General features: G+C 39.6%; 8 protein-coding genes. 1 reads left to right on the top strand and 7 read right to left on the bottom strand.

From position 1 onward, the window contains the following. Positions 1 to 67 precede the first annotated feature (67 nt). From KCG49_RS11335 to KCG49_RS11360, 6 genes are all read right to left on the bottom strand, one after another. On the bottom strand, positions 68 to 520 hold the full coding sequence (locus KCG49_RS11335; RefSeq protein ID WP_218546617.1) for a DUF6843 domain-containing protein: 453 nt from the start codon (positions 518 to 520) through the stop codon (positions 68 to 70). Between the two features lie 37 nt (positions 521 to 557). Next, the gene (locus KCG49_RS11340) at positions 558 to 5,078 is read right to left on the bottom strand and encodes a DUF6443 domain-containing protein (RefSeq protein WP_218546619.1); all 4,521 of its coding nucleotides are present in this window, start codon (positions 5,076 to 5,078) and stop codon (positions 558 to 560) included. Between the two features lie 7 nt (positions 5,079 to 5,085). Continuing rightward, entirely contained in the window at positions 5,086 to 7,578 is a 2,493-nt protein-coding gene (locus KCG49_RS11345; RefSeq protein WP_218546621.1) for an RHS repeat domain-containing protein, read from the bottom strand. Positions 7,579 to 7,620: 42 nt separating this feature from the next. Then, positions 7,621 to 8,997 carry a hypothetical protein gene (locus tag KCG49_RS11350; protein WP_218546623.1) on the bottom strand — a complete coding sequence of 459 codons (1,377 nt, stop codon included), beginning with the start codon at positions 8,995 to 8,997 and terminating at the stop codon, positions 7,621 to 7,623. Positions 8,998 to 9,390: 393 nt separating this feature from the next. Beyond that, complete coding sequence (locus tag KCG49_RS11355; protein WP_218546625.1) at positions 9,391 to 10,575, bottom strand: pyridoxal phosphate-dependent aminotransferase; 1,185 nt, start codon at positions 10,573 to 10,575, stop codon at positions 9,391 to 9,393. 18 nt (positions 10,576 to 10,593) lie between these two features. Further along, positions 10,594 to 11,694, bottom strand: a complete 1,101-nt coding sequence (locus tag KCG49_RS11360; RefSeq protein ID WP_218546626.1) for a fatty acid desaturase family protein — start codon at positions 11,692 to 11,694, stop codon at positions 10,594 to 10,596. A gap of 145 nt (positions 11,695 to 11,839) precedes the next feature. Here KCG49_RS11360 and rsmG point away from each other — a divergent pair, with 145 nt between their 5' ends. Then, positions 11,840 to 12,469: a 16S rRNA (guanine(527)-N(7))-methyltransferase RsmG gene (gene rsmG, locus KCG49_RS11365; protein ID WP_218546628.1), complete on the top strand. Its 630-nt coding sequence runs from the start codon at positions 11,840 to 11,842 to the stop codon at positions 12,467 to 12,469. A gap of 56 nt (positions 12,470 to 12,525) precedes the next feature. Here the strand turns inward: rsmG and KCG49_RS11370 are convergent, their stop codons facing one another. Continuing rightward, positions 12,526 to 13,257, bottom strand: a complete 732-nt coding sequence (locus tag KCG49_RS11370) for a T9SS type A sorting domain-containing protein (protein WP_218546630.1) — start codon at positions 13,255 to 13,257, stop codon at positions 12,526 to 12,528. Positions 13,258 to 13,385: the final 128 nt, after the last annotated feature.

Genomic DNA, 13,385 nt, shown 5'->3' on the forward strand with positions numbered 1-13,385 from the left:
CATGATATTGTGTCCTATTTTAAAACACTACCAAGGTGGTCGGTCTGGTTTTTAAGAACTATTTTGATTAATCTGATTTATCATTAAGTTCTTTTATTCTATTATGAGCTTCATTGATTAAATTCTCCTTATTTTTTAGTTTGCCAATAGAGGAATACATATATCTAATTTCATCCTTTGCCTTATCGTTTTCATAAGACTTATGTCCTCCATTAAACTCTTGCAAAACGTAAACACTATCGCTATGAAATTTGTTAGCTTCAGTATATGGAATGTACTTATCAATAGTTTGTAAAATATTATTGTTCTCAACATAATAATATTTATGCTCAATGGTACCTTGATTAGGTTCTTCAAATTTAGAGTATAGTACTCCATCTTTTGGTATCCTATAAACCCTCTCATTATTTATGTATTCTTTTTCTTGGCCATCCTCTTGTTCGAATACAACTACAACAGTTCCTTTAAATCCCTCTGGAACGTAAAAGACTGCCTTCTCGTTTGTTTTGCAACTACTCATTAGTAGTACTGTTATTAATAAATATAAAAACCTCATTTTAATCAAAGTTTGTGGTAACATTTCCGTCTTGCGGATTTAGATTTGAAAATTGCTTGTTCCAATCTGCTACAGTATAAGTTTTTCCATTATGCATAACTCCTGTAATATGACCATCGCTATTAAAACTCACACCTATTGTAAAAGAAGCCATTGGTCTATAATTGTCGCCTGGAAGCATTGTTACAGGACCACCATCAGCTCCTGAAACACCTAAAAATACACCAACACCATTAGAGTCAGTTAAGAATGTTTCACTTGCAGGAAACTTATCTCCTGCTATTTGACCTGATATAATAGCCATACTTCCTTGGTCTCCTAAATCCATAACTCCGATAGACATATTTCCTTTGACATCTATATCTGGTGCAGCTCCGCCTGGTGCGGCCTTGTTACTTCCTGAAAGGTCATAATCCAACATTGCCGAAGCTGTAAGTCCATCACTATCTTGTTTAGAGATAGATGGTTGCATCGATGCAGGCGAATACTCTTCCTTACCAGAACCATAGTTGTGAGATACTGAACCTCTTTGGTCAGAACCAGTTAAAGTAATTCCATCGCCAGACAAATTTAAATCTGCTCTTCCATAAATTCTTGAACTCGCATTTGGATTAGTACCAAACTTTCTATTATTCCCATCTCCACTAAATGGACCAGTACCCATAGCTTTTCCAAACTTATCATAAGGTGCAAAACTTGCCGAATGGATTGATATAGCTTCCAGTCCTTCTAATTCAAAGTTTGCTATTACTTTATTTTCAGCAAAAGCATAAGTGGAATTATAGACATACGTTTCTGCAAGTGGGTCAATCTGCCAGAACCTTCCAATCGCTGGGTCGTGTATTCTGTATTTAAATTCTAAAACATTTAATCCAAGGTCTTCTGTAAGTTCCTGTCCTTGATATGTTTGATAATTATTCTCAACGCCATTCACGACATTATTGTAACCCTTATGTTCGAGACCAAAAGGATAGTAGTTGTTCTCCTCGATGATCTCGGTTTGGGCATCGATAGAACCATTGCCATCGCTGTCCGCATAGGTCAATCTCACGTTCCCCAAGTGGTCCCTGTACTGGTAGACATACTTGTAATTGCCACTGCCATCATTTACTGGTTCCACATATCCTTCAGAGTGGTTGAAAAATTCCAAAGAAATACCTGAATAGTTGTTGCCGCTATAAACATAACTTCCTGCATATTGCGTAATTTGGTCATGTGAAACCCCTTGTACATTAATTTTCTTTTGCAACTTGACTCCCGTAGCGTCATATATATACTCGATATTATCAATCAGGGAAATGGGATCATCTGTCTGCCGAACGTATATTTTTGTTGGTAAATTCAAATGCTTATATACAATATTGGTGATACGCTTATTTAAATCTTGTACCATATTGCCGTTCACATCGTAAAGATAGTCATTTTCCGTGTTCCCGCCATCCCCAAAACCATCTTCGGTGGCCATATCGTCCACGTCCAAAAGTTTGTTGCTCATGGGTGCATAGCCATAGCTGAGGTCGTCGATCACATCGATCTGCCCCGTGGCCGCTACCAGTCCCATACGCCGCAGTGACGTGATATTGCCGTTCTTGTCGTAGGCCACACCCGGCGTACCGTTCTCGCCCACAAGCCCATAGTTTTCCATAATGTTGCCCGTGCCGTCCAAAGCATAGTTGCCGTGGTAACTAGCGATCTCTATACGGTTCAGGGCATCGTAGTCATAATCGTAGCCCCTTTCCCTGTTATCGTTGGCCGTCCTCCAAAAGGTCTCCGAGATGTTGCCGTTGTAAAGGGCGGTACCGTCCGTCTGTGGGTTGTTGTAACCGATCTTAAAGGCAAAGAGGTCGTCGCCCAGGGCACCGACATCGTTGATGCCCCTCAGCCAGCCCCTGATGTTGTAGCTGTAATCCACGATCTGCAGCCCCGTGGACTGTGCCGGGTCGCTCGCCACACTGCCACCAACGGCCTTGCTCTTCAACTGCCCCAGTCCATCATAATGGTTATTGGTTATGAGTTCCGCACTGCTGCCGTTTATGGTCTGGCTTTGGGTGAGCATGCGCCCCGCATGGTCGTAGGTAAAGCGGTCCTCCACCGTTACCGTATTGGTGTTGGGACCGCTCATGGTATGTGTGCTCTCGGTTCTCAGTACCTTGCCTACGAAGTCGTACTCCGTCGTGGCCACGTCAAGGGTATGGAGATAGCTGTTTTTGCTGGCCATATAGATGGGCATGGACTTCTTATCGTAATAGGTCACCGAAGTGGTCCAGTCGTCCGTGCCCAGAACCCTTATTTGGCTACAGGTCGATAAACCCTTGGCATTGGTGTCTATACTTCTGTCATGAATCACATCCCCATGATTCTTTAGCAGTTCCGCACTAAGTCCCAGATGGTCATAGCTATCGTAATAGTTGATGGTCAACAATTCTAGGTTCGTATTCGGCAGGGATTGGTTGCTGTAATGGATGGCCGTACCATCTATGGTATTGGCGGTATTTTGCCTTAGCTCATGATGTACCGTCTGTGCCTCAAGATCGGCCTGTAGCCCCAACCTGCCTGCATTGTGTGCACTGCCCTGCGGTACATAATTATGCTTTCCCGTATAGGTCACCCTGCCATGGACATCGTACTTGGTAAAGAGCCAGTCATTGTCCAGTCTCAATTTGGCGTCCTGGGTGAGCACGGGCCTGTCCAGCCTGTCATAGACGATGTGTTCCCAGCCCTTACCAGGAATTTTCTTTTCAATTAAGCGGTTGCGATAATCGTAATGGTAGATGTAGCAGAGTCCTTCTATAACCTCATTATTAATAACCATATCGTCCGCTGCCGTTGGGTTCGGGAACATGGTGCCCAAAAAGGACTGCCCGGTGCCCGAGCCCGTGATGACGATGTTGTTGTCCTCCAAGTTGAAATCGTAGCTGTAGCCAGTGCCCGAGAGCGTTCCCAGCCTTCTGTTCGCCAGTGCCCGTTTGGCATCCAGCTTGAGTACGGCCCCTTTCTTTAGTTTCAGGGCCTGGGCACTGCTGATGTTGAAGCTCAGGGTGATGTTGTCGTTATCGTCCACGGTGACGCTGAGCCCTCCCTGACCCCCGTAGGGGTTGTCCGTGTACACGTTAAGGGGATCCTGGCCCGTGTTTTGGGCATGCTCCATTACGTCCTTTTCATACCCTGCGGCAAACTTCGGGTCGATGTCCGCAAGACGCGTCCAAAGGTAGCTCTGTTCGTAGGAAAGCTTGGCATCGCTGTTGAACACCTGGTTGATGCCGTTGAGCTTGCCCTCTCCCTCAATGTGGATGGCGTTCTTGGTGATATAGAACACGTAGCTGTAGCCCTCGCCGGTGATGCGCCCCAGTTCGGTATCGTTATGGCTGCCATACTCCTCCAGCGAGACGAGCTCGCCCTGCTTAAGCTCAAGCTCTTCCGTGGCCGAGAAGTTGATGCTCAGCACCACCTTGTCGCTCTCCTCGAGAGTGGTTACTGTGAAGCCGCCCTGCCCACCATAGGCGTTCTGTATATCGGCATTGAGAATTTCGGCATTCTCGTAGTCGCTCAGCTGGTGGTCGTACTCAGCCGCAAAGTCGCTGCTGACGCTAGCCAGTCGCGTCCACGGGAAGTTGCGCTGCGAGGCGGCACGGCCAGCAGTGTCCAGCTCCAGTATTTGGTGGCTGGCCTCTGGTGGCAGCACATAGGTGAGGTTGCCGTAGTCGTCGTAGACGTAGTAGGTGTCGTGCGGCTCGTTGTTATTGTAGGTGCGCTTCAGTACCATCTGGCCCTGTTTGTTCTTGAACTCCTCGGTGGTGTGGTCCTTGCCGTCGGCAGGTGTCCAGTTCTCGTCCTTGGTCACCGTCCTGTAGAGCGTGTTATTGGCATAGTGCCCCGAATATACAAGTTCCGTCCGCTCCGTATCGCCGCCCGGATGTGCGACATCGAAAAGGATGACGTTGTCGTAGGTGTTGCCCGCACTGTCAAAGGGACTTGACGGGTTGAGGCTGTTGGTCTGGTACTCAAACTTTATGGTATGGCCGTTGCCTATTGCCCAGTCCTCTCCCGGTGCGGCTTGCTCCAACACTCGGTTTAGCGGTGAGGCCTCCAAAACTTTTTCCGAAAAGGGATTGGGAAGGGACATGTTCAGGTCCTCCCCATATTTTGACAGGTACTGCTGCCGCAGGTCGACCATTAGGCCATCCGGGAGCTCATAGTCCAGCGAGCTGTTCGCCCTCGTGTACGGCAGGTAGTCCCTGACCTGTCTGCCGTATTCATCGTATACGATCGGGGTGATGATATCCTGTCTCTGTCCGCCTGCTTGCTTGGCGATGCTCTGCACCGGCCTGCCCAGTCCATCGAAGTAGGTGACCGCCTCTATCTTGTCGTCATCGGCCAGATCTGTTGCTGTTCCGGCCTTGTGCTCGCCATCGGTGGTCCTTACCTGATAGGTGGTACTGGTCACATAGTTCTCGGTGTCGGTCTGTGCCCCTGCGATATTGGCAGCAAGGCACAGGACTATAATATATATAAAATGTTTCATGGCGCTCTTAGTTTTGGGTTCTGTAATGGTATGCGTTCTGGCTCAGGATGTTGCCGTCCTCGTCCTTAACGTATTTTAAACGGTTGAACTCATCGTACTCATAATGGACGGTCTGCCCCCTGGGGTCGGTAATACTGGTCACACCGACCAGAGGGTCGTAGGTATAGGTCGTCACCATGGCATCCGATAGCTCGGGATGCGAGCGCAGGGAATCAAGTGCCGCCCTGAGTGCCGTTTCCGAGGGCTGGTCCACATCGGCAAGCGAGGCGTTCTTCGCCGCGGCAATGGTAGTGAACAGATCTGAGGACATGTTCTGGTAGCTTGCGTTCTCGATCTTGGCTATGGGCTGGGTGCTGTTGTAGCCCCAGGCGTAGATAACCGGGGTACCATCCGATTTCTTGAGCTCCAAAATGTTGTTGTAAGCATCGTAATCAACGATCTCGTGGCGTAGCTCTGGAACATCGTTGGATTTGGACGTCTTTATGTACCTTGGGAGTATCTGGCCAGAGGCGAATTCATCGTAGACCGTTTGCGATTCGCTTAGTTTTTCCCCATCTTTATGGGTTTCCGTTTCGAGGACTTCATTCAAACGGTTCTGATTTAACAAATGTTGTCGTATTTGGTCTGTATTGGACCCAAGTACCAAGTCAGGGTAATAATAATGGGTTCTTAAATGTACATCTGTGTTAGACTCTGCAAAATAAGTATCCTGCTGACTGATCTGATAGTTATTCGGATTATACTCAAATTCTTGACGTGTTTCCGTAATTTTTTGGTTTCCCATCTCGTCATAAAAATAATCTTTTGTAAGGGTGAGTGTCGGTTGCACCTTATATGAAAATTCTTCAACTTTAGTATGAAAAATATTTTCAGTGAGGATATCTATAAAAATATTGTCTTTAAAAAAATCTATACCTCCTCCGTTTAAATAATCTTTTAAATCTATATTAGAAGGAACACCTTCAGGAGAAGTACATTGAGCTAATCTATAGTCGTTTGAACTATTATTAAACAAATCATTAAAATTTCTATAGGAATGCCTAGCAATTTGTAATAACTTGAGGTTAGAAACTGTCGGATATACAAATTGACTTTGATAAATTTGAAAAAACATTGGAAACGGTGCTTGGTTAGAAGCAGCAAGGTTATTTTCATCAATTAGGGCGTATAAGGAGAGCGCTTGTAGCTGCTCTATATCATTGGCATCAAAATTATAGGCATATAACGTTTCTTTTACTTTTGAATTTCCGTCATTTAAAAGTGTTTGCTTACGTAAATTACCTCTCTTATAATCTTGATCCTTCACATATGGATAAGGGTATTGGTAATTTTCTGGAAACGTAGGGAAATCAATAGGTGAATCAAACACATATTTTGTTACTGAAGCATCAGAAATAGGTTCGTGATTTCTAAGGATAGCTGTGTTAATGTCCACTATTTGTACAGCTACATTTTTATAACCTATAAAATTACCCTGTGTCAATTGTGCATCAGCAGCATTTAGATATTCAGTTATTTTATATGTAACAGGGCTAGATACAACACCAGCAGCTAAAACTGTAGGTGTTATGGCTGCGATATAGTCTCTACGTAAATTGGCCTCACCATCAAAAGAACCACTAGAATAGTGATGGTTAGGATTAGGATCTCCGTGTGGGTTAGGATTACCTGGATAATCTGTAGGCGTTGGCACTAATGTCGTTGGCTCTAATTGATAATTGAAAATTGACGATTGCTTAAGGTTATCATTGTCATAATCTTGTATTGATTCTAAACGTAAACCACCACCATACACATACCAATTAAGACTATTAGACTTAAGTAGTTTGTGTTCGACTTCTAGATTAAGCGTAAACGGGACATTAAGTTCGCCATATAGATTTAATATGTCAATCACTTTGTACCAACCTGTTTGTAAATATATAGTGGATGTTGCACTGCTTACATTACCGTTATAGCCTGTAGTAACCGTATCTCTGCTAAGATCATCCGCACCATTTTGTAATATAGGCTTAAGCGTATAGTTGTAAGCATATGCGGATTGGTTAGCAGCATTAGGATCAGTTGACGTAAATGGATTTGCAGTAATTGTATTATTAATATTTACCGTTTGATCCACATTGATGTAAAAGACCAAATCAGGATCAGCTACAGTACCCGCAGGAGTGCCACCAACATTGGTGCCATTATATACTAAATTGGTATATGTTGCGGTATAGTTATCAGGGTTTTGAAAAATCTCATCAAAACTTAATAAACGGTTTCCATTAAAACTATAGGTATTACTCGCCCAAATGAATTCACGCTTACCTCCAGTAGGATACACAATACTTTTTAAAGCACCAGAGAGTACACCTGTTTTATGATTTTGAATATTTGAAGAGGTGTAATACCCAAAATCGTCATGTTCATTTAGTCCGAAAGCCAATAAATTAGTCTTATTGATATAGTCAAAGCTATACTTATGAATGTCAGAATTATTTTCTCTAATTTCATTCAAGAACAGTAATTCATGTCGCTCACCATAGGGTTCATGATTAGCTCACATATAACTATCATACGTAAAATCGTAAGATTTATTAATGGTATTTGCAAAATCATAGATATTGATTTCATTTAGTTGAGCGCCACCTTGATATTCAGGATGCTCACTTGTGGCCTTAAATTCAACAGCGATACCATCGGCAAAAGTAATTTGCTTTACTTTTTTAGAGTTAATTTCTAAAATTTGTGATGAACGCACATATAAGGGTTCTAAAGAGCTATACCAGCTATTTGTTTTACACTGATCACCGAAACCTACAGTCAAAGGGCTTAATATCTGATTTTTCTTAAGATTAGCTTCCACTTGGGGTATTTCAACAAAATCGTCATAATCTATAGATATAAGATTGTTACCTTGAGGCGATTGCACTTGACTTAGTTTCCAAGCTGAACGAAATTTAGGCAAAGGTATCTGAGGACTAACCGGTGCTACCGGCCCACCCTTTTGTGGGTAAGAAATACTATAATCTATTTTTGTAGTCTCTTCTATAACATCAAAGAAGTATACAAATCCGTTTGTATCAGTAATTTGAAAATAGTCGATAACCTCTGGATAACCATTTATTGAAGTAGTTTTATAAAACACCTCGATTTTAAGTTTAGAATCATTACCAATAATCTTTGGTACCAACTGTCCATTCTCTTTAACAAAAATAAAACGCCCTGTATGACCAAAAAAGTTGAATTGATATATATCTCTTTGATAATCAGTTTTATATTGATTAGCCCATAAAGCATTGTAATAAAATGCTCTTAGATTATAAGCATCACTATTTTGAATTAAGTTACCATTTACATCATAATTACTACTGTTAATCATGTTGTCTCCTGTGTTTGGATCCTCAATCCAATAACTACCATCCATGTCCCATAAATCATGAAATCCATTATGGTTTACACCATAGTACCCATTTGAGAAGCTTCTTAAATCAATTTCATCAGGCAAACCTACAACGGAGCGAGATATGACGCCACCTGTTTCCAATGCCCAACCTTTTCCAACCCAGCCTGATTGTTCGTTTACTCTTATACCACTTGATTGATAGTGTAAAGCCAAATTATAATTAAGTCCATAAATGCTTTTTTGAAATAACGGAATGGAAATATTTGGCTGCCCAGTATAATGGTTCAAATCTACTTCCTCAAACTTCATTAAAGTAGCTACCGTTGGTGAAGGTCGTGTTATCTCAGGTAACGTAAATGCATTATCGAAGTCATTTTGAGCGGTAGCGATAATGCCATTGAGCAGAAGCAATATTGATAATAGTTGCCCTGCGTAATGACTTATGTTTTTTTGATTTAGTTTGAAAAGGAGAATTCTTATGCTCTTGATACTGAAAATATGAAGAGGTAACGGATTGGGAAATTTTTTCATAGATTAATTGAGTTTTGGGGTTTTTCAATGTTTTGCCAAAAGCGCAGCTTGTTTTCTAAGAACACCTACGTAGTATTTTTAGTACGCTACGAATTAACGGGTTAATACCTTTTTAATGTCAAGAATACATAAAATATGGTTTTCGGCAAAAGAAAACCATGTTTCAGTTAGGGAAGAATTCTGACACAAATTTAAACAATAAAAAATAAAATATTCAAATTTCAACCTTACTTTTGGTAAGGTTGGTGTAATTTTTTTTAGCTTTTGTTGAGATTTTTGGCCTAAATGTTGCTTTTGGGACTTTATGACCTACTTTGAAAACCTAAGGAAAAGCTCTAACATAAGTGTTTAAATTAGAGCTTTCCTTTTCAAAAGGTCGTTGATAAAATAATATTAGCTTAAAGCCAGTTGTATTCTTTTAATGGCTTCTTTGATATTGTCTTGAGATGCTGCATAAGATATTCTAATACAGTCCGGGTTACCAAAGGCTTCACCAGTTACTGTGGCTACAAGAGCTTCTTCCAACAAATACATGGACATGTCTGTGGCATTATTAATAGTTTTTCCTTTGAAAGTTTTTCCGAAGTAGTCAGATACATTTGGAAAGACGTAAAAAGCACCTTCGGGCTCATTGGTTTTAAAACCTTCGACACCATCCAATAATTGTAATATAAGTTTACGACGTACTTTAAATTCATCAATCATATATTGAATACGAGATGGATCAGCCTCAAGAGCTTTTATTACAGCACGTTGAGCAATACAATTGGCACCACTTGTGACTTGACCTTGCATTTTATTACAGGCTTTAGCTATCCAATCTGGTGCCCCAATATATCCAATTCTCCAACCAGTCATAGCGAATGCTTTTGATACACCATTTACGGTTATAGTTCTATTGTGCATATCATCAAATTGAGCCATACTATGATGACCGCCAATAAAATTGATATGCTCATATATTTCATCTGAAACTACATAAATATTGGGATACTTTTGTAAAACATCGGCAATTGCTCTTAGTTCTTCCTTACTGTAAACCGAACCACTTGGATTACAAGGAGAGCTGTACCAAATCATTTTGGTTTTTGGTGTTATGGCAGCTTCAAGTTGCTCTGCTGTCATTTTAAAGTCGTTTGTAATATCTGTTTTTACTTCTATAGGAACACCTCCATTGAGCTTTACTATATCACTGTAGCTTACCCAATACGGGCAAGGTAAAATAATTTCATCTCCGATATTAAGCATTACGGATGCTACATTAAATAGGGCTTGCTTCGCTCCAGTAGAAACGACGATATTTTGTCTAGAATAGTTGAGATTATTATCGCGTTTAAACTTGGTAATAATGGCATCTTTCAATTCTACATAACCGTCTACGGGAGTGTAACTGTTATAGTTTTGATTTATGGCTTCAATTGCAGCGTCTTTAACAAAATCTGGTGTGTTAAAGTCGGGCTCGCCCAAGCTTAATCCAATAATGTCTTTGCCTTCTGCACGTAATTCTCTAGCTTTTGCAGCCATGGCTAATGTGGCTGAGGTCGATAGATTATTAATTCTATCCGAAAGTTGGTTCATGAGGTATATATAATAGAATTATGCTTGCATAGCTGGTCGCGTTCCCATTTCTTTTAAAAATCTAAAATGTGCAGCTACAGCTTTTCTAGTGGTTTCGTATTCTTTGTAAGGTAAATTAAATTCTTTGGCTGTATCCTTTACGATTTTGGCTATTTTTCCATAGTGAATATGACTTATATGAGGAAAAATATGATGTTCTACTTGATGGTTTAAGCCACCAGTATACCAATTGACCAACCAGTTTTTGGCACCAAAATTAACAGTTGTCTTTAATTGATGTATTGCCCAAGTATTTTTCATGGTGCCGTCTTTAGCAGGTAAATGCATTTCTGCTTCGTCCATAACATGCGCTAACTGAAAGACAACACTTAGTATAAGGCCAGCAACATAGTGCATAATAAAGAAGCCGATTAAAACTTTGTACCAAGCTAAATCTGTTAAAACTATAGGTAGTACAATCCACATTGAAACATACAATAGCTTAGAAATGACTAATTTACTCCAGTTAATTACGGGATTTGGTAGTTTTCCATAAGATAGTTTGCGTTTCATGTAACGTTTCATCTGCTGAAAATCTGTAGTGATTGCCCAATTAATGGTCAACAATCCATAAAGTAATATAGAATAGTAATGTTGAAATTTATGATATTTATGCCATTCCGCATGTTTAGAAAAACGTAATATTCTTCCTGCCTCTAAATCTTCATCATGGCCGTGGATATTAGTGTAAGTGTGATGAAGTACATTATGCTGTACTTTCCAGTTATAAACATTTCCTGCTAAGATATAAATGCTGCTTCCCATTAAACGATTAATCCATTCCTTGTTAGAGAATGATCCATGATTACCATCGTGCATAACATTCATACCAACTCCTGCCATACCAATTCCCATAACTATGGTTAAAAGGATTTGGGCCCAAGTAGGAATGTCTAATGTTAACAACAAAAAATACGGAGTTAAAAACAAGGCAAACATAACAATGGTCTTGACCCAAAGCTGCCAATTTCCTGTACGCTTTATGTTATTTTCCTTAAAATAATTGTTGACACGTTTGTTTAATGTTCTAAAAAACTTTGCTGAATCTGTTCTTGAGAAGGATAGGGTTTGTTGTACCATATATTCAATAATTTTATGTTATAACGTATGGAAATTTAATACCGTATAACGAGACAAATATACTTAATAATTAAAATGAAGCATTATGAGATAACGTTAATTTTATCCACATTAAAATAACGTACTTTTGAAAAAATTATAATGCATGGAATTAGTCCTAAAATATTTTCCAGATTTATCCCAAAACCAGATTAAGCAATTTGAAGCTTTAGAGGCTTTGTATAAAGAATGGAATGCTAAGATAAATGTGATTTCCCGTAAAGATATTGACGAGTTGTACTTAAGGCATGTGCTTCATTCTTTGGGAATTGCAAAGGTGATTGAGTTTACAGATGGCTCTTCAATTTTAGATGTTGGCACTGGTGGTGGGTTTCCAGGTGTGCCTTTGGCAATTCTATTTCCAAACTGTAAGTTCCATTTGGTGGATAGTATTAATAAAAAGCTAAAAGTTATTAATGCTATATGTGAAGCTATTGAATTAACAAATGTAAGGACAACACACAGCAGGGTAGAAGCTATAGATAATACTTACGATTTTATTGTTAGCAGAGCTGTTACTGCAATGCCAGAATTTACAAAATGGATAAAAGGTAAAATTGCTAAAAAGCAACAGAATGAACTCAAAAATGGGATTCTTTATCTTAAGGGTGGTGATTTGAGTGATGAATTGAAGCAATATACCAATGTTAGAGCCTACTTGCTTTCCGATTATTTTGAAGAGGTTTTTTTTAAAACCAAGAAAGTAATTTACTTACCACTTAAATATAAAAATTAGAGAATAAAAAAAACCGCTTGAAACATTTCAAACGGTTTTTTTTATTGAAGTGGATATTACTCCACAATAATTTTTCTAATTAAAGTCTTACCTGCTTCATCTGTAAAGCGAATAATATATAGTTGTGGAGATAAATCTGAAACATTAATTTTAGACTTACCCATATCAACTGTAATGTCTTTAACTTTTTTACCTAATATATCGTAAAACTCTGCTGTTAACTTTTGGTTAGACGTTACGTTAAGCTCATTCTTTACTTGTGTCGGAAATACTTCTACAGAAGTAAATTCCTCTTCTTCGATACTTAAGTTTGGATCAAAGCTATATGTTACATTTAATGGTGTGCCAATTTGTGTGCCACCAGCATCAAAGGCTTGAAATCTCATAGTCCAACTCATTGCTATACTTGTATCTGATGGGTTTAGATTCCAAAAATTGTTACCGTTACTGCTCGTAGCACCTAATGCAATCATAGCAGGGTTTGTAGGGTAACCACTATTTAATGTGACATTATTTAAACAAACACCAGCAAAGCATAATTGAAAATTAGTGCCATCTGTATTTGTTAGATCATCTATAAATATTCTCATGTAAATATCTTCGGATGCCGTATTGGTAACTGTAAATTTCCAATTACATGGATCTGTGAAGCCACAACCTGCTTCAGAAAAAGCAATTGTTTGCCCATCTGTTATAAGGCTATTGTCACTTTTCGCTCTTACTTCAAATTGTGCATAAGACACAAAAGCAAATACAGAAAAGCAAATAAAGAGTAATGTTTTTTTCATAATCTATAATGTTTATTGATTTGAGTAATATTTTATAAGCTCAACCTATTAACTTATTCAAATATAGGGTTTTTAAAGTAAAACTGAAAAAGGGAAGTTTTAAAAATAAACTTCCCTTTGAGTTTTTC

Source organism: Winogradskyella luteola (assembly GCF_019203985.1).
In the GTDB taxonomy this organism is placed as follows: domain Bacteria; phylum Bacteroidota; class Bacteroidia; order Flavobacteriales; family Flavobacteriaceae; genus Winogradskyella; species Winogradskyella luteola.

Bases quoted from the DNA above. Each gene is read 5' to 3' on its own strand.
- KCG49_RS11355 (WP_218546625.1), bottom strand. From the start codon at position 10,575: ATGAACCAACTTTCGGATAGAATTAATAATCTATCGACCTCAGCCACA.
- KCG49_RS11350 (WP_218546623.1), bottom strand. From the start codon at position 8,997: ATGAAAAAATTTCCCAATCCGTTACCTCTTCATATTTTCAGTATCAAG.
- rsmG (WP_218546628.1), top strand. From the start codon at position 11,840: ATGGAATTAGTCCTAAAATATTTTCCAGATTTATCCCAAAACCAGATT.
- KCG49_RS11360 (WP_218546626.1), bottom strand. From the start codon at position 11,694: ATGGTACAACAAACCCTATCCTTCTCAAGAACAGATTCAGCAAAGTTT.
- KCG49_RS11340 (WP_218546619.1), bottom strand. From the start codon at position 5,078: ATGAAACATTTTATATATATTATAGTCCTGTGCCTTGCTGCCAATATC.
- KCG49_RS11370 (WP_218546630.1), bottom strand. From the start codon at position 13,257: ATGAAAAAAACATTACTCTTTATTTGCTTTTCTGTATTTGCTTTTGTG.
- KCG49_RS11335 (WP_218546617.1), bottom strand. From the start codon at position 520: ATGAGTAGTTGCAAAACAAACGAGAAGGCAGTCTTTTACGTTCCAGAG.